Raw genomic sequence first — 17,430 nt, forward strand, 5'->3', positions numbered from 1 at the left:
GGCGCAGGTTCATTGTGGCGCCATGACTGCGCCGTTGACTCTGACCATGAAATCCCCCGAAGAAACAGCCTCGCTCGCCGCCAATTTGGCGGGTGCACTTCGGCCGGGTGATACCATTCTGCTGGATGGGGCAATCGGCAGCGGCAAAACTCATTTCGCAAGAGCTTTGATACAATCCGTTCTTGCCGTACCCGAAGATGTCCCTTCGCCCACTTTCACGCTCGTACAGGTCTATGACACGAAGGTTGGTGAGGTCTGGCACTCGGATCTCTATCGCCTTTCATCGGTCGAAGAGATCGAAGAGCTGGGCCTGGTTGACGCCTTCGAAACCAGCATTTGCCTGATCGAATGGCCCGAGAAACTGGACACGCTGAAACCGCATTCGGCGCTGTTGATCCGCTTCTTAACTGACCCGGACGATCAGGACCTACGGCATCTGGAACTGAGCTGGACCAGCCCGAAGTGGACGTCCAGGCTGGAGAAGACCCCATGACGAACCGAGCGATTCTGGCCGAAGCGCTGATTGCACAAACAAAATGGCGCGGTGCGCAACAAGCACCTCTGGCCGGGGATGCGTCGAACCGCAGATACGAACGCTTAACCGATCCCACAACAGGGCAGACCGCCGTGTTGATGGATGCCCCGCCTGACAAGGGTGAAGATGTTGAATCCTTTGTGCGCATGGCAAACTACCTGCGATCGCTTGGCCTGAGCGCACCGGAGATCTACGCCGAAGATACCGAATACGGGTTCCTGTTGCTCGAAGATCTGGGCGATGCGCTGTTTGCCCGCGTGCTTGATGACGACCCATCGCAAGAGCGGACGCTTTATGATGCGGCAACGGACGTTCTGGTGCATCTGCATGCGGGGCCGACACTGTCACTGGACAGCTACGACCCCGCCCTGATGACCGAATTTTCGGCATTGTCTTTCACCAAATACGCGCAAGGCGTTCTTGGCGCGCATGATACCGAGACGCGCACGCGGTTCGAGTTGCGCTTTGCCGATATCCTGCACCGGGAAACCGGCGGCGCGCGGGTGGTGGTACAACGCGATTATCACGCCGAAAACCTGATCTGGCTGCCCGAACGCGAGGGGATCGCATGTGTCGGCCTGCTGGACTTTCAAAGCGCGATGCTGGGTCATCCCGCCTATGATCTGATGTCCCTGCTGCAGGACGTGCGCCGCAATGTACCCGCCGGGATCGAGATGCGGATGATCGACCGCTATATCTCGGCGACTGGTGTCGATGGTCACGATTTTCGCACCGCCTATGCAGTGTTGGGTGCGCAGCGGAACCTGCGCATCCTGGGTGGGTTCGCACGGCTGGCGACGGACTATGGCAAGCCGCATTATGTCGATCTGATCCCTGCCGCTTGGGCCCATCTGATGCGCGATCTGGAACATCCGGCGCTTGTTTCGGTGGCCGATCTGCTGCGCGATGCCCTGCCCCCGCCCAGCCCTGAAAATCTTGCAAAGCTGAGGTCGCAATGACCCGTGCACCAAAGGCTGCAATGTTGTTTGCCGCCGGTTTCGGCACGCGTATGGGTGCGCTGACCAAGAACCGTCCCAAACCTCTGATTGAGGTGGCCGGGCGGCCTCTGATCGACCACGCGCTGGACCTGATCACTCCGCTGCAGCCTTTGCGGGTCGTGGCCAATACGCATTATCACGCGGATCAGTTGACAAGGCATCTGGACCCAAAAGGGGTATTGCTATCACACGAAGTACCAAAGATTCTGGAAACCGGAGGTGGGTTAAAGGCCGCTTTGCCAATGCTCGGGCCGGATCCGGTGTTTACACTCAACAGTGATGCGATCTGGGCCGGGCCCAACCCGTTGCAAATGCTGCAAGAGCGGTGGGACCCCGACCAAATGGATGCGCTGCTCATGTGCATCCCGACAAGCCAAACACTTGGGCATTCAGGACCGGGTGATTTCGCGCAAGACAACACCGGTCGGATCACCCGCGGCGCCGGTCTGGTCTATGGCGGGGCACAAATTCTAAAAACCGAAGGCCTGCACGATGTTGCCGAGGATGTGTTCTCGTTGAATCTCCTGTGGGATCGGATGCTGGAGGACCGCCGCCTGTTTGCGTTGTCCTACCCCGGTCGCTGGTGCGACGTTGGCCGACCCGAAGGGGTCGCACTCGCCGAAGGTCTGATCGCCGATGTTTGAGCCCAGCCTCCAGCCGCGGGTCTTTGCCGTCCCGCCGGGTGCAGACTTCCCCCGTGTGCTGGTCGACGGGCTGCGCAAACGGTTCGAAACACACCCGCCCGAAGCACTGGCGCGGGTTCAGCTGGTAGTCAACACGCGCCGCATGGCGCGACGCGTGCGAGAGCTGTTCGATCAGGGGCCACCTTGCCTGCTGCCAAAGCTGTCTCTGGTCACCGATCTGGGCGAAGGCGCCAATCTGGCGCAGGTGCCGCCCGCAATTCCACCGCTACGGCGACGGCTGGAACTGACTCAGCTGATCGCCAAGCTGCTGGATCAGCAGCCCGATCTGGCGGCGCGGTCGTCATTGTTCGATTTGTCCGACAGTCTGGCGGCGCTGATTGATGAGATGCAGGGCGAAGGCGTTCCTCCCGACGCGATCCGCAATCTGGATGTCAGCGATATGTCCGGCCACTGGGCGCGCGCGCAGGCCTTCATCGGTATCGCGGATCATTTCATGCACGCAGGCGATGGCGCTATGGACCCGCAGGCGCGGCAACGGCGCGTGGTCGAGACACTGATCACACGTTGGCAAGAGGCCCCTCCAGGCCACCCGATCATCCTTGCCGGCTCTACCGGATCGCGCGGCACAACAATGATGCTGATGCAAGCTATCGCGCGCCTGCCACAAGGGGCGCTGGTGCTGCCCGGCTATGATTTCGACCAGCCAAGGCAGGTTTGGCGTAATCTCGATGACGCTCTGACCTCGGAAGATCATCCGCAATACCGCTTTCGCAAGCTGATGCACGAACTTGATCTGACACCCGATCAGATTCACCCCTGGACAGAGGAACAGCCCCCCTCGCCCGCACGTAACAAGCTGATTTCGCTTGCCTTACGCCCTGCCCCGGTCACCGATGCATGGATGTCCGAAGGTCCAAACCTGACCAATCTGCAGGGCGCAACCAAAGACGTGACGCTGATCGAGGCCACTTCGCCCCGGGCCGAAGCATTGGCGATAGCCCTGCGTTTGCGCCAAGCCGCCGAGACCGGCCAGACCGCCGCCCTGATCACGCCCGATCGGATGCTGACCCGTCAGGTCAGCGCTGCGCTGGATCGCTGGAACATCCTGCCTGATGATAGCGCGGGCCTGCCGCTGCAATTGTCGCCTCCGGGGCGGTTCCTGCGCCACGTGGCGGGCCTGTTTGCCCGTCGGCTGGATGCCGAGGCACTGCTGACCCTGCTCAAGCATCCGCTCTGCCATGATGGGGCGGATCGCGGCGCGCACCTGCTGCGTACCCGCGATCTGGAGCTCGACCTGCGCCGCCACGGCCCGCCTTTTCCCGACAGCGCCAGCCTGACCGCCTTTGCCATCCGTGCAGAAGCGCCCGAGGACTGGGTCCGCTGGGTGATCCAGTCTTTCTGCGACCAATACAGCCCTGCAGAGCGCCCACTGGCTGATTGGGTTGCCCATTTGCGCGAGTTGGCGGAAGCGATCTCAGCCGGATCAAATGGTGAGACCGGCACGCTTTGGGACAAAAACGCCGGTCAAAAAGCGCTGGCGGTGATGGCTGCTCTGGACACTGAGGCGCAACATGGCGGCGCGATGACGGCGCATGATTTTGCGGATCTGCTGGGTGCATTGCTGGCAGGCGAAGAGGTACGTGATCGCGATGCGCCCCATCCGCATCTGATGATCTGGGGGACCCTTGAGGCACGGGTTCAGGGCGCCGATCTGCTGATCCTTGGCGGCCTCAATGAGGGAAGCTGGCCCGAAGCCCCTGCGCCTGATCCCTGGTTGAACCGGCAGATGCGCAATGCTGCGGGATTGTTGCTGCCCGAACGCCGTATCGGCTTGTCGGCCCACGACTTTCAACAGGCGGTGGGAGCGACCGAAGTGGTCCTGTCCCGCTCCACCCGTTCGGATGATGCGGAAACTGTCCCGTCGCGATGGCTCAACCGTCTGACGAACCTGTTGCAGGGCTTGCCGGACCAAGGCGGCACCGACGCCCTTGATGCGATGCGTGCACGAGGGGCCAAGTTGCTGGGCTGGGCTGAGGCGCTGGAACATGCTCCCCGGATCGACGCGGCGCACCGGCCCTCGCCGCGGCCCCCCGTGGTATCCCGGCCCCGGCGCCTGAGCGTCACCGAGATCAAGCGCCTGATCCGCGATCCATATGCGATCTATGCCCGCCACGTTCTGCGCCTGAAACCGTTGGACCCTCTAGTCCGCGCGCCCGATGCCTTGCTGCGAGGGATCGTGATTCACGAGGTACTGGAGCAGTTCGTACGTGACAGCGTGTTGGACCCGGCCCTGCTGACCCGCGAAAACTTCCTGAAACGCGCCGAGGCACTTCTGGAAAATCACGTCGCCTGGCCCACGGCGCGAAAGCTCTGGCTCGCGCGGCTTGAACGGATCACCGACAGTTTTCTGGCCGCCGAAAGCTCGCGCCGCGGCGATGGTGGGCCTGTGGCCTTTGAAGTGATGATGAAACTGGCGCTTGCGCCGTTGGATTTCACCATCTCGGGCCGCGCCGACCGGATCGATCTGAACAGCCGCGGCGCGATGCGGATCATCGACTACAAGACCGGCGTGCCTCCGTCTGAAAGCCAGCAGGCCAAGTTCGACAAACAACTCCTGATCGAAGCCGCGATTGCCGAGCAAGGCGGGATTGAAGGATTCGATCCGCTGCCGGTGGCCCAAGCTGTCTTCATTGGCATGGGTGGCGCGTATAAAGAGGTGGATGCTCCGCTGTCGAAAGAGCCGGCAGACAAGGTTCTGGCCGAACTCAAACAGCTCATTTCCACTTATTTAGAGCCTGATCAGGGCTTCACCTCTCGTCGAATGCTGCACAAGGATACCGATACCGGTGATTATGATCATCTGGCCCGGTTTGGCGAATGGGACCGTTCAGCCGACACCTGCCCGGAGGACCTGAGATGAGCCCGCGCAACGACGCCACCGAGCGGCAGGTGCAGGCCGCCCGCCCGGATGCATCGACCTGGCTTGCTGCAAATGCGGGTTCGGGCAAGACACGGGTTCTGACCGACCGGGTGGCGCGGTTGTTGTTGGATGGGGTGCAGCCGCAGCATATTCTGTGCCTGACCTACACCAAAGCTGCCGCGAGCGAGATGCAGAACCGGCTGTTCAAACGACTGGGTAAGTGGGCGATGCTAGACAACAGCGACCTTGAGGGCGAGTTGCTCGAACTCGGCGTGACTGGTGCGATTGATCCAGACCGTCTGGCGCAAGCGCGGACCCTTTTCGCCCGCGCCATCGAGACACCGGGCGGATTGAAGATCCAGACCATCCACTCATTCTGCGCCTCGCTGCTGCGGCGGTTTCCGCTTGAGGCCGGGGTCAGCCCGCAATTCGCCGAGATGGAGGACCGCGCCGCTGCCTTGCTGCGCGAAGAGATTGTCGAGGACTTTGCCGAGGGTCCGCAGGCTGCTTTGATCGAAGATGTCGCCCGGTTCGTCACCGATACCGGCTTCGAAAAACTGACTGCCGCTGTCACACAGAAACGCAGCCACTTTGCACAATCATTGCAGTGGGATGATGTGCTGCAACTGTTTGAACTGCCTGCAGGTTTTGACGAAAATGCGCTGCTGGGCCGGGTTTATCTGGGTGGTGAGGTTGAGCTGATCCAATCCATGCTGCCCGCGCTGACCGAAAGCGGCGGTAACAATGCAAAGGCTGCCGACAAACTGGCCGCGTTCTCCGACGCCCGGCTTAGTCACTTGCCGCTGCTGGAAAACGTGCTGCTGACCGGCAAAGGCGCAAAGGAGCCGTTCTCTGCCAAGATCAACAGTTTTCCTACCAAAGCGCTGCGCGAAGGCGTGCTGGCGGATCGTATGCCACAGCTGGAAGCGCTGATGCTGCGCGTCGAAGCTGCGCGAGAACAACGGTTGGCGCTGGTTGCAGCGCAGAAAACCCTTGTTTTACACCGCTTTGCCGCGGCCTTCCTACCGGAATACGAGCGGCGCAAACAGCTGCGCGGCTGGCTTGATTTCGACGACCTGATCCTGCGCGCACGGCAGGTTCTGAACGACCCGACGGTGGCGGAATGGGTTCTGTACCGCCTCGACGGTGGCATCGACCACATTCTTGTGGACGAGGCGCAAGATACCAGCCCGGATCAGTGGGACGTGATCGAAAAACTGGCGCAGGAATTCACCAGCGGGGAGGGGGCCCGCTCCGGGATTGAACGTACGATCTTCGTCGTTGGGGATAAGAAACAGTCAATCTACTCCTTCCAGGGTGCCGATCCACAGGCTTTCGATCAGATGCAGGCCGAGTTTGGGAGAAAACTGCAAGAATCAGGCTCTAAACTGTGGGATTCGACGTTGGAGTATTCGTTCCGATCGTCCAGCGCGATCCTCGGATTGGTGGATATTCTGTTCGAAAACAGCGCTGAGGCCGGGTTTCACAAAGACGCGCTGCACCGCGCGTTCAAGGGTGATCTTCCGGGTCGCGTCGACCTGTGGCCCGTGGTTGAAAAGGTCGAAGAAGACGAGGAAGGCGACTGGACCGACCCCGTAGATCGACCCGGCGCGCGACACCATACTGTGGTTCTGGCCGAGCAGGTGGCAAAGTCGATTAAAGACTTGATCGACAACGAAGAGACCATTCCGGAAGATGGCGACACACCCGGCAATTTTGTACGCCGCAAGGTGCAGCCAGGGGATTTCCTCATTCTGGTTCAGCGCCGCTCGGACCTGTTTGCCGAAATCATTCGCGCTTGCAAAGCGGCAGATCTGCCCATCGCAGGCGCTGACCGTCTCAAAGTCGGTGCCGAACTCGCGGTCAAGGACCTCGCCGCGCTGCTGAGTTTTCTGGCCACGCCCGAAGATAGCCTGTCGCTGGCGACCGTGCTGAAATCGCCTCTGTTCGGATGGTCAGAACAGCAACTATTCGATCTGGCGCACAGACGGGACGAGGGGTTCCTGTGGGCCGCACTGCGCAAGCGAGCCGAAGAATTCCCCGAGACACTCGTCATCCTGAATGACCTGCGCGGGCAGACCGACTTTCTGCGCCCCTATGATCTGATCGAACGGATTCTGACCCGACATGACGGACGAAGGAAGCTGCTCGGTCGGTTGGGGGCCGAGGCTGAGGACGGGATCAACGCGTTGCTGTCACAAGCACTGGCCTATGAGCGCACGGATATCCCCAGCCTGACCGGGTTCCTGGTCTGGATGCAGACCGATGATCTTGAGATCAAACGACAGATGAGCGGTGTCGGCAACATGATCCGGGTGATGACCGTGCATGGCTCAAAAGGGCTGGAAGCACCGATCGTGATCCTACCGGATACGGGCAAACGGCAACCTCCGCGTGATGCCGAGATCATGATGGCCGGAGAGACACCACTGTGGAAAGTGCCGTCCGATGCATCGCCCGCCCTTGTCGCAACGGCGCGGGAAGAGGCCCGTCAACGAGAGGAAAATGAACGGCTTCGCCTGCTATATGTGGCTCTAACACGAGCGGAAAAGTGGTTGATCGTGGCTGCTGCGGGGGATGTCGGCAAGGACGGCACCAGCTGGTATCAGATGGTTGAAGCCGCAATGACCCGTGCCGGCGCGACGCAAATACCCGGAACGCAGACGCAACGACTGGAGCATGGCGATTGGGAAGCGTTGCCTTTGATTGAGCATCGTACCCAGATGCCCGAAGACCAAACCCTTCCCGAGATGTTCCACAACATGGCAAAGGAACCGCCCACGCCTGCGGAAACGCTCAGCCCTTCCGATCTAGGCGGTGCAAAGGCGCTGCCCGGCGATGCCGGACAGGATGAAGAGGCCGCGAAATTGCGTGGAACGCGCCTGCATCTGCTGCTCGAACACTTGCCCACTGTTGACAGCGGCCAATGGCCACAGCTTTGCACGCAGTTACTACCCGATATGCACGAGGCGGATCGGCAAGAGCTGTTTCACGAGGCGGAAACGGTACTGGCTGCGGATCACCTGAAAGCGGTTTTTGCGCCGGAGGCGCTGGCCGAGGTTCCGATCTCTGCTGATCTGAATGGCACCCGCATGCATGGCGTCATCGACCGATTGATTATCTCTGATACCGAAATCCATGCGATTGATTTCAAATCAAATGCCACTGTTCCAGACAGCGCTGGCACCTGTCCGGACGGGCTGTTGCGCCAGATGGGGGCCTATGCTCATGCGCTGGCGCAGATTTACCCTGATCGCCGGATCCGGACTGCGATCCTCTGGACCCGCAGCGCGCAGCTTATGTGGTTGCCACACGATCTTGTGACAGATGCTCTGGCACACCACTCGATATCTTGACCTCCCTCAATGCGGCACCTAGGTTCTGTGCCCAAGCATTCCCCATTCAGGAGACAGAATATGTCGACCGTTGCCGTTACCGACGATACCTTTGACGCCGAAGTCAAGAACTCTGACATCCCCGTTGTGGTGGATTTCTGGGCCGAATGGTGCGGACCCTGTAAGCAGATTGGCCCCGCTCTGGAAGAGCTGGCCACGGAATACGGCGGCAAGGTGAAGATCGCCAAGGTTGATGTGGACAGCAACCCGAACTCAGCCGCCGCCATGGGCGTGCGTGGCATTCCGGCGCTGTTCATCTTCAAGGACGGTCAGGTTGTATCAAACCGCGCCGGCGCCGCACCCAAGGCCGCGCTGCAAAGCTGGATTGATGAATCGATCTGATCCGATGTGATCAGTATACGATGAAAGGCGCCTGTAATCGGGCGCCTTTTTTGTTGAGATATCGGAGAAGGACGGATGGCCAAGACACGGGTGCTTGTGGAATTCGGGATGGGCACATCATTGCGGCGTATCGACTATACCGAGGCGGCGCTGCGTGCGATCAAGGATGCGCTGTGGCACAACTCGATCAACATGGCAGATCTGTTTGGGTTTCCAAAAGAAGCCATGATCATCGATGTCGAGATCGGAGTGCAGCAGCCTGAACAGGTCGAGATCGGCAAGCTTGAGGCTATATTCCCTTATGGGACGCCAAATATCTCTGTCACCAAAGGCGGCCTGGATATCGACAAGCCGGACGGTGTGGGACGCACAGTCATTGCCAACGCTGCCCTTGCGGTCTCGTTCGATATGGAGGGCGCGTGATGAAAGAACAGCGCATCATTCTGGAAATGGGTATGGGGAACGACCTGTATGGTCAGGATTATACCAAGGCGGCCCGGCGCGCGGTGCAGGACGCGCTGCACCATTCTTCAATCACGTTATTCTCGACTCTGGGAATTGATCACAATGAAATGCGTGTGAAGGTGACGATCGGCGTCCAGCGCCCAGACAAGGTGGATTGCGCTCTTGTCGCCGCGGACCTGCCAAGGGGGCGCGCCGAAGTGCTCGCGGTTCCGGGCGGACAGGATGTGTTGGATGACGCAGCGGGCACCCGCCACGTGGTTGCAACCGCCGCGATCGAGGCCTTTGTACCGTCGCAGGCGGGAAAATACGTACTGAGATGACAAAGAAAAAGCCGCTCGGTCGAGCGGCTTGTCTTGTGCTTCCGTTTGAAGCCAGATCAGAACTTGGCGATGTCGCCGCGGCTCAGACCGATATCATCCAGCTGAGCGTTAGTCAGGCGTGACAATTCCTTGCGCGTCTTGCGCGATTGGTGCCATTCGACAACGTCTTCAAGGCGATGGAAGATTGCGTCCACTGCGTGCAGGATGGTGACTGCTCCGAGCGGCGCATGGGTTTTTGCGATTGCGTTAGCCATGTGCGTATTCCTTATAACAGAAACAGCCGACCCGTTGTCGGTTGTGAGGCTGATGTAACTCGGGCAACTGAGTCTCACAAATGCTGACTCAACAGTCCCGGTTTGCGCCTATTGCATATCTTTTGAGCGGTTTAAGAACGGTTGCGCCGCCGACGCGTGCGGCCCATATAGAACGCCAGAGAAAACGGAGGCTTCCATGGCAGACAGCGATTTTCCCGGATGGCACGGCACGACCATTATTGGCGTCAAGAAGGGCGGGCAGGTTGTCATTGCCGGGGACGGGCAGGTCAGCCTGGGCCAGACCGTGATCAAGGGCACCGCCCGCAAGGTGCGCCGCCTGTCGCCGGGCGGATTTGAGGTTGTGGCAGGTTTTGCCGGATCGACCGCGGATGCATTTACCCTGCTGGAACGGCTGGAGGCCAAGCTGGAAGCGACGCCCGGCCAACTGGCCCGTGCTTCGGTCGAGCTGGCCAAGGACTGGCGCACCGACAAGTATCTGCAAAAGCTTGAAGCGATGCTGATCGTCACCGACGGCAAGGACCTGCTGGTCATCACCGGGGCAGGGGATGTGCTTGAGCCTGAGCATAACGTGGCCGCCATCGGATCGGGTGGAAACTTTGCGCTGGCCGCAGCGCGCGCAATGATGGACAGCGACAAAGAGGCCGAACAGGTCGCGCGCGAAGCGATGGCGATTGCTGCTGATATCTGCGTCTATACCAATGGCAATCTGACGGTCGAGACGATCTCAGGCTAAGAGCGCCTTGATCTCTTTACCTTTCCAGCGTCGGTGCATGCCGATCAGCCCGCAGATCGCGGCGACAACCACGATGTAGTAGGGCACGCGGATATCGATGCTCATCAATCCGCCCCCGATCAGAGACATTACACCGCCCGCCAGACAGAAGACTGCGGTGGTCACACCCATGACCCAGCCTTGATCCGCCTCGCTGACGCTGGAGGAGAACAGGCCCAGCATGGTCGGGTAGGCGACACCAAACAGGAAATAGAAGAGGAAGACCGGCACATAGCTGAAGACCCCATTGGGGCTGAAGGCAAAAGCGATGCCACAAATGATCATCACGATCAGCGATGTATAGATGATCGAATGCTTGCTGAATCGTTCCTGTGCGGGTTTGACAAGGAAGGTGCTTGAAAAGGCCAGCGCAAAGCCGATGACAACCATGGCCATGCTGCCTCCGATCACGCCGTAACCAAAGGCGCTGGTCAGGAAATTGTCGACGAAGACATAGAATGTCACGTTGGCGATCATGAAGAACGAGTAAACCGGCAGGATTTTCAGAACCATCGGATGACCGCGCACGGCAATAAGACTGTCGGTGATGTCACGGGGCCGGAAAACAAAGGGTGCACGCTCAGTCCGGGTATCCTTGAAGAAGGTCGTCACAAGGAAGATGGCGACCAGCACCAGAACGAAAGCGCCGTAGAACGGTGTTTTCAGGGTGGCATAGCTGCCCAGAAGGGCGGCGTCTGACAGAACCGCTCCGATAATCGGGCCGCCAACAAGGCCAAAGCTGACGCCGGTCACAATGTAACCCATGTTGCGGTCCCGGTCGGCCGCATCGGTGCTGCCGTCAATCATCGCCGCCTGCGCGATTGGCTGGTTTCCTGCAGTGAACCCCGTGATCGAACGCCCGATGATCAGCAACAGCAGGCTGTTCATGAACAGTGCGGCAATGGTGATGGCGTATCCGGCAAGCGCACCGCCCAGACAGACCAGAAGGGCATTCTTGCGTCCGATCGAGTCCGAGACTTTTGAGACATAGACAACACCCAGAAACCAGGACAGGAAGAAACAACCGATCACCAGGCCGTAGTAGAAATGCCGTCGGCCTTCGGGCGTGCCTTCCGGCAGAAAACCGGATTTCGTCTCCATGATCAGAGAGTTGATAATGGGAAAGACCAACCCCTGCCCGATCAGGTCGACAAACACCACGAACAACAAGGTGATCTTGGCAATCTTGGTCATAAAAACGCCCCCGGTTCCAATGCCTTGGGGCGAGTGTATCAGAGTGCGGCTTGGTTACCTAACGGCGTGTCAGAGGCCGGAAAGACAGCCTCTGACCATGACGTTTACTTCAGCGATGCAACGCCCAGCGGCACACCGGCAACTTCGCACCAGATGTACACTTCGTTATAGCCCGACACATCCATAGTAGGCGGCACGGCGTAGGATTGCTTGCCGGTCAGGTTCAGCAGCGCACCCAGCTTGCTGTCAGGAGCATAGGTGCCGTCTTTGCCGAAGGCCACGCGCGGATCGGGGCCGCCATCCAGCGAGAAATCGTCACCCAGCTCAACAATGTAACGTTCGCCATCTTTGACCAGTTTCACTGAACCGGTTGTGATATGGTTCGAGCGGCCTTCGAACGACCCCTTCTTTTTGGCACCACCAGCCAACGCGGCACCGGTGCTGGCCAAGGTCAGCGCCGCACCGGTGGCGGCAGCTTTCACAAAAAGCGAACGACGAGTCATCATGATGAGGTATCTCCATTGATTAACGCAGGCAGTCTTGCCCGACGCAAGGAACTATGCGGCAGCCGCTAGGCGTCCGGCGATTCACATCAATACGAATCTCCGTGTGTTGGACGTGAGTTTTTCGTGATCGGCTTGTGTTTTCGCGCCGCATGATTAGGTTCCGCTGCGAAACAGACGGATAGAATTGACATGACCGACCTGACCCCGCGCGAGATCGTCTCGGAACTGGACCGCTTTATCATCGGGCAGAAAGACGCAAAACGCGCCGTGGCCGTGGCGCTGCGCAATCGCTGGCGGCGCAAGCAGCTGGCGGATGACATCCGCGATGAAGTTTATCCAAAAAATATTCTGATGATCGGACCCACCGGCGTGGGCAAGACCGAGATCAGCCGCCGTCTGGCCAAACTTGCCCGCGCGCCCTTCATCAAGGTCGAGGCCACCAAGTTTACCGAGGTTGGTTACGTGGGCCGTGATGTGGAGCAGATCGTGCGCGATCTGGCCGATGCGGCGATCATCCAGACCCGAGAATACATGCGTGAAGACGTCAAAGCGCGCGCCCATCAGGCTGCCGAAGATCGCGTGATCGCTGCAATTGCTGGCGAAGACGCCCGTGAAGGGACGCGCGATATGTTCCGCAAGAAACTGAAAGCAGGAGAGCTGGACGATACTGTGATCGAGCTGGAACTGTCGGATACTTCCAACCCGATGCCGATGTTCGACATTCCCGGCCAGCCCGGAGGCCAGATGGGCATGATGAATCTGGGCGATATTTTTGGCAAGGCGTTCGGCGGGCGTACCGTCAAGAAACGCATGACCGTTGCAGAAAGCTATGATGCGCTGATCGGGGAAGAGGCTGACAAGTTGCTGGATGATGAAACCGTCAGCCGCGTGGCGCTGGAGTCGGTGGAACAGAACGGCATCGTCTTCCTGGACGAGATCGACAAGGTTTGCGCCCGTTCGGACGCGCGCGGCGGCGATGTCAGCCGGGAAGGGGTGCAGCGCGACCTGCTGCCTCTGATCGAGGGGACCACCGTCAGCACCAAACATGGCCCGGTGAAAACCGACCACATCCTGTTCATCGCCTCAGGCGCCTTCCACATCGCCAAGCCGTCGGACCTGTTGCCGGAACTGCAGGGCCGCCTGCCGATCCGCGTCGAACTGCGCGCACTGACCGAAGAGGATTTCGTGCGCATCCTGACCGAGACGGACAACGCCCTGACCCGTCAATACACCGCCCTGATGGGCACCGAAGAGGTCACCGTCAGCTTTACCGAAAACGGCATCGCCGCTCTGGCCCGCATCGCGGCAGACGTCAACCAAAGCGTCGAGAATATCGGTGCACGGCGCCTTTATACTGTGATGGAGCGCGTGTTCGAGGAGCTCTCGTTCAACGCACCCGATCAGGCTGGGGCCGAGATCACGGTGAATGCGCAGTTCGTTGAGGACAATCTGGGCGAGTTGACCAAATCAACCGATCTCAGCCGTTACGTTCTGTAACACGGACAGGCCGGTTTTCGCCGCTATTGCTGCCCTGTGGCGCTGGACGCAGGGCGGGAATCCGTTAGCTTTGGGGAAGGAATCCCAAGGGCTGTTATCGTGCTTCATTATATCTTGATTGCATCAATGGCGGTGACGCTGACCGCATGTGTCGACCGCACGATATCTGAAACCGTGCCCTCAGCGCTAAGCGTCGGCACGCCGGAAACCATCTATGCGACAACAACCCGTGCGCGCGAGCCTGATGGCTCTTACGGATTTCGACGAGGTGAGACGTTGCAGTTTCTCGAAATGACAGTTTCGATCCCACCAAACCATACGCCGGGGACATTGGATTTTTCCTACGCCAATCCAAACCCGAAAAAGCAATTCGTCATGGCGGGCGTGGAAGAATTGCAGGGACCAACCGATCTGAGATCCCGCCTGCACGGCATGGATGAAGTGTCGATCTTCATTCATGGCTACAACACGACCCAGGCGGAAACCGCGTTTCGTGCTGCTCAGCTAAGGCGCGATCTTGAGATTCCGGGCGCAACCATGGTCTATTCCTGGCCGAGCCAGGCCACAGGTTATGGCTATGCCTATGATCTGGACAGTATGCTGTTCGCGCGTGACGGGCTGGAACAAACCGTCCGCCATTTGAAATCCATCGGTGTCCGGCGCGTGGTTCTGGTGGCGCATTCCATGGGAACCGCGTTGACGATGGAAATGATGCGCCAGGCCGAATTGCGCGAACCCGGTTGGTCCAACCGCAATCTTGAAGGGGTCGTTCTGATCTCGCCCGATCTGGATGTGGACCTGTTCCGTTCGCAAATGGATACGATCAGAACGCCGCCCGATCCGTTCATCGTAATGGTTTCGCAAAAGGACAAGCTGCTGAATATTTCAGCCAGGCTGCGTGGCACGACCAAGGGTGAACGGCTGGGCAATATCAGCTCCACCGAAGCGCTGTCCGACTACAAGATCAACATCATCGATACGACCGCATTCAACAGCGATGCGGAATCCTCGCATTTCGTGGCAGCGACCTCTCCGGCGTTACTTGCCATCATAGGGTCGGCCCGCCGCGTCAGTAACACGTTTGGAACCGAACAGCGCGGGCTTGATGTGATTGCGCCTGCAAGCGCCCGCAACCCAACCGGCGCGACCGAAATCGTATTGAGCGAGTCAGGTGAGGCGCAGATCAGTGCGCCGTGACGTGTCACTCAGCGCACGCGCCTGAGATACACGTAATAGGCCCCGTCGCCGCCATGGCTGATATGGGCCGGTGTCACCTGCAGCACCGCCTGTGATAGCGGTGGCAGAGACAACCATTGCGGCACCTGATTGCGCAGCACCCCGCGCGGCGTCGGGATCGGGCCGGGTTCGTCGCGGTCCTTACCCTTGCCCGTAACCACCAGTACCAGACGTTTTCCCTGCGACTGTGCGGTCAGGACGAACCTGATCAATGCCGGATGGGCCGTATCCACCCGCATTCCGTGCAGGTCGAGCTTGCCTTCGGGTTTCAGCTTACCCCGCTTCATCCGGCCAAACGCCTTGGTGTCCATCTGCACGGGACTGGCGCGCAGCCCTTCGGTGACCGAAGGTTTCAGGTTGTGTCGCGCGGGTTTCGCAGCAGCCGTCTGACCAAGTTCAAACGTCTCGATCCGTGCTTTTGGTGTTTTGGTTGGCTTGGGTTTGGGCAGGGTAACGGGGTGAACGGTTTGCGGCAGTTCGGGGTGCAACCGCTCGGCCTGTTTGGCAACCTTGCGCCACAGCTCGATCTCATCCGAGGTGAGTTTGCGCCGTGTCATCAGAATTCATCCGGTAACATCGCATAGGCCCGCTGGATCGGCAGCAATACCACCATTCGGCCGGGATCCTTCAGACGTCCGGCAGCCTGACCGGCCTCATCGCCGGTGCCAAAGAAGATATCTGCCCGCTGGGCACCTTTGATGGCCGATCCCGTATCCTGCGCGATCATCAACCGTCGCAATGGGTCCCGACCATCCTTCTCAACCCAGACCGGTGCGCCCAAAGGGGTATAGGCCGGATCAGCTGCGATACTGCGCATAGTCGTGACCGAACGGTTCATTGCGCCCAGCGGACCAAACTCGGGCGCGACCCGCGTCACCTCCCGGAAGAACACATAAGAGGGGTTGTGAAACAGCAGTTCAGCCCCGGCTTCGGGGTTCTTGCGCACCCAGGCCCGGATCATCTGCGCACTCACCTGATGCGCGCCCAACGCGCCACGCCGGACCAGTTCTGCCCCGATCGAGCGATAGGGATGCCCGTTCGCGCCGCCATACCCAACCCGCATCGCACCGCCATCGGGCAAGCGAATACGGCCCGAGCCCTGAATTTGCAGAAAGAACAGCTCAACCGGGTCATCGACCCACGCGATCTCAAGGCCGCGGCCTTGCATGACCTCTCCGGTCAGCAGGTCACGGCGGCTGAGCCATTGGCCTGCCCCGCGCGCCTCGGGTGGCATTCGGTAGAGTGGATAGCGGTATGTGTCGGTCGGGGTTTTCGAGCCGTCCAGTTCGGGTTCGAAATATCCGGTGAACAGAGCATCATCGCCATCTTCCACCAGAACGGGGCGAAAGAACAACTCGAAGAAGGCGCGCGCTGCCTCTGGTTCATAAGTCTGCGCCACGCCGCACAGCGCCTGCCAATCTGGATCATCCAGATCGCCGCAAGTGTTCAGAAAAACCGAAAGGGCCGCCCCGTGATCGTCGGCGGCCCAACCATCGAGGTCATCGAATGACAGGATGGATCGCGTCGCCTCGGCTCCGGCGGCGCTGGCAGTGGTCATGGCGACCCCCAGAAAAAGCGACCGGAGCGCTGCAATCATGCGTCCGTGGCGACAAGCAGCCAGTTCGGATCGTCCGAGCCCATGACGCGGGCAAAGGTCCAGCTGTCCTTTTGACGTTTGACGGTGTTGGGATTGCCTTCGATGATGTCGCCACCGCGATCACGTACGACCGAGGTCAGCTCACCCACAAAGCGCATGGTAATTTCAGCCTGATTGGAATCCTTGTCGAATTTCGCATCGGCCAAAGTAGTCTCACGCACGCCGATAAACTCGGCTTCGATGGTGAGACCCTTGTCTTCACGGTCAGCGACCACCGAAACAAAGGTGTCAAACACCTCTTCGGACAGGAAAGGCTGGATTTCGTCCAGATTGCCCTTTTCGAACCCCATCACGATCATCTCATAGGCACCACGTGCACCCTGCACGAATTCGCTGACGGAAAAGCTGGGCTCGACCCGCTTCATCGCGGCCAGGGTTTGCGCCTGCTCGCTGTCTTCCGCAACATGGTCGGTAATGTCATGATCCGGGCCGCCTTCGATCACCTCGAAATCACGGCGCGCGCCATTGGTGTCAGGCTGCTGCTGAAGGGGTGGTTTCTCAAAACCTTCCCGCGTTCCCAAAACGCTTTTCAAGCGCAGGATCAGGAAAATGGCAATTCCGGCCAGCACCAGAAGCTGGATCAGGGGTGAGTTCATTTCGTCCTCATTTCAGAACCCGGGCTTTGTATACGCAGCCCTCTGCCACTATGTAGGTGACAGTTGGGGGCAAGTCCA

At 59.5% G+C, this 17,430-nt stretch carries 17 protein-coding genes; 11 read left to right on the plus strand and 6 right to left on the minus strand.

Going from position 1 to position 17,430, the window contains the following annotated elements; all coding sequences use genetic code 11:
- Window positions 1-22: 22 nt before the first annotated feature.
- The 8 genes from tsaE (at window position 23) to ACR0NF_RS09405 (ending at window position 9,619) form a co-directional block, all read left to right on the plus strand.
- On the plus strand, window positions 23-493 hold the full coding sequence (gene tsaE / locus ACR0NF_RS09370; RefSeq protein WP_480778140.1) for a tRNA (adenosine(37)-N6)-threonylcarbamoyltransferase complex ATPase subunit type 1 TsaE: 471 nt from the start codon (window positions 23-25) through the stop codon (window positions 491-493).
- Window positions 490-1,494, plus strand: a complete 1,005-nt coding sequence (locus ACR0NF_RS09375) for an aminoglycoside phosphotransferase family protein (RefSeq protein WP_480667718.1) — start codon at window positions 490-492, stop codon at window positions 1,492-1,494. Before tsaE ends, ACR0NF_RS09375 begins: the two co-directional genes overlap by 4 nt.
- Window positions 1,491-2,177: a nucleotidyltransferase family protein gene (locus ACR0NF_RS09380; RefSeq protein WP_480471310.1), complete on the plus strand. Its 687-nt coding sequence runs from the start codon at window positions 1,491-1,493 to the stop codon at window positions 2,175-2,177. Before ACR0NF_RS09375 ends, ACR0NF_RS09380 begins: the two co-directional genes overlap by 4 nt.
- Window positions 2,170-5,097: a double-strand break repair protein AddB gene (gene addB / locus ACR0NF_RS09385; RefSeq protein ID WP_480778141.1), complete on the plus strand. Its 2,928-nt coding sequence runs from the start codon at window positions 2,170-2,172 to the stop codon at window positions 5,095-5,097. The genes ACR0NF_RS09380 and addB overlap by 8 nt, the downstream gene beginning before the upstream one ends.
- Window positions 5,094-8,453, plus strand: a complete 3,360-nt coding sequence (addA, locus tag ACR0NF_RS09390) for a double-strand break repair helicase AddA (protein WP_480778142.1) — start codon at window positions 5,094-5,096, stop codon at window positions 8,451-8,453. Before addB ends, addA begins: the two co-directional genes overlap by 4 nt.
- 60 nt (window positions 8,454-8,513) lie before the next feature.
- Complete coding sequence (trxA, locus tag ACR0NF_RS09395) at window positions 8,514-8,834, plus strand: thioredoxin (RefSeq protein WP_480471313.1); 321 nt, start codon at window positions 8,514-8,516, stop codon at window positions 8,832-8,834.
- Window positions 8,835-8,909: 75 nt separating this feature from the next.
- The gene (locus ACR0NF_RS09400) at window positions 8,910-9,257 is read left to right on the plus strand and encodes a Lin0512 family protein (protein ID WP_480471314.1); all 348 of its coding nucleotides are present in this window, start codon (window positions 8,910-8,912) and stop codon (window positions 9,255-9,257) included.
- A complete protein-coding gene (locus ACR0NF_RS09405; protein ID WP_480471315.1) occupies window positions 9,257-9,619 on the plus strand; it encodes a Lin0512 family protein in 363 nt (120 codons plus the stop codon). The genes ACR0NF_RS09400 and ACR0NF_RS09405 overlap by 1 nt, the downstream gene beginning before the upstream one ends.
- 56 nt (window positions 9,620-9,675) lie before the next feature.
- Here ACR0NF_RS09405 and ACR0NF_RS09410 read toward each other — a convergent pair whose 3' ends face one another.
- Window positions 9,676-9,873, minus strand: a complete 198-nt coding sequence (locus ACR0NF_RS09410; RefSeq protein WP_480471316.1) for a DUF1127 domain-containing protein — start codon at window positions 9,871-9,873, stop codon at window positions 9,676-9,678.
- A 196-nt stretch (window positions 9,874-10,069) separates the two neighbouring features.
- On the opposite strand from ACR0NF_RS09410, the gene hslV reads away from it, so the two are divergent.
- A complete protein-coding gene (gene hslV, locus ACR0NF_RS09415) occupies window positions 10,070-10,627 on the plus strand; it encodes an ATP-dependent protease subunit HslV (RefSeq protein ID WP_170334334.1) in 558 nt (185 codons plus the stop codon).
- Here hslV and ACR0NF_RS09420 read toward each other — a convergent pair.
- Together ACR0NF_RS09420 and ACR0NF_RS09425 are read right to left on the minus strand one after the other, a co-directional pair.
- Window positions 10,619-11,860, minus strand: a complete 1,242-nt coding sequence (locus ACR0NF_RS09420) for an MFS transporter (protein ID WP_480471317.1) — start codon at window positions 11,858-11,860, stop codon at window positions 10,619-10,621. The two genes, hslV and ACR0NF_RS09420, sit on opposite strands and share 9 nt — an antisense overlap.
- A gap of 104 nt (window positions 11,861-11,964) precedes the next feature.
- Window positions 11,965-12,366 (minus strand): DM13 domain-containing protein, encoded by a 402-nt coding sequence (locus ACR0NF_RS09425; protein WP_480471318.1) that lies wholly within the window; start codon window positions 12,364-12,366, stop codon window positions 11,965-11,967.
- A 189-nt stretch (window positions 12,367-12,555) separates the two neighbouring features.
- Here ACR0NF_RS09425 and hslU point away from each other — a divergent pair, with 189 nt between their 5' ends.
- Complete coding sequence (gene hslU / locus ACR0NF_RS09430) at window positions 12,556-13,863, plus strand: ATP-dependent protease ATPase subunit HslU (protein WP_480471319.1); 1,308 nt, start codon at window positions 12,556-12,558, stop codon at window positions 13,861-13,863.
- 99 nt (window positions 13,864-13,962) lie between these two features.
- Window positions 13,963-15,060 carry an alpha/beta hydrolase gene (locus ACR0NF_RS09435; RefSeq protein WP_480778143.1) on the plus strand — a complete coding sequence of 366 codons (1,098 nt, stop codon included), beginning with the start codon at window positions 13,963-13,965 and terminating at the stop codon, window positions 15,058-15,060.
- An 8-nt stretch (window positions 15,061-15,068) separates the two neighbouring features.
- Here ACR0NF_RS09435 and ACR0NF_RS09440 read toward each other — a convergent pair whose 3' ends face one another.
- From ACR0NF_RS09440 to ACR0NF_RS09450, 3 genes are read right to left on the minus strand one after another with little or no spacing between them, the layout of a single operon-like run.
- A complete protein-coding gene (locus ACR0NF_RS09440; protein WP_480471321.1) occupies window positions 15,069-15,656 on the minus strand; it encodes a Smr/MutS family protein in 588 nt (195 codons plus the stop codon).
- Window positions 15,656-16,696, minus strand: a complete 1,041-nt coding sequence (mltA, locus tag ACR0NF_RS09445) for a murein transglycosylase A (RefSeq protein ID WP_480471322.1) — start codon at window positions 16,694-16,696, stop codon at window positions 15,656-15,658. Before mltA ends, ACR0NF_RS09440 begins: the two co-directional genes overlap by 1 nt.
- Window positions 16,693-17,352 (minus strand): Tim44/TimA family putative adaptor protein, encoded by a 660-nt coding sequence (locus tag ACR0NF_RS09450; RefSeq protein ID WP_480471323.1) that lies wholly within the window; start codon window positions 17,350-17,352, stop codon window positions 16,693-16,695. Before ACR0NF_RS09450 ends, mltA begins: the two co-directional genes overlap by 4 nt.
- Window positions 17,353-17,430: the final 78 nt, after the last annotated feature.

The organism is Ruegeria sp. CF4 (assembly GCF_056537345.1).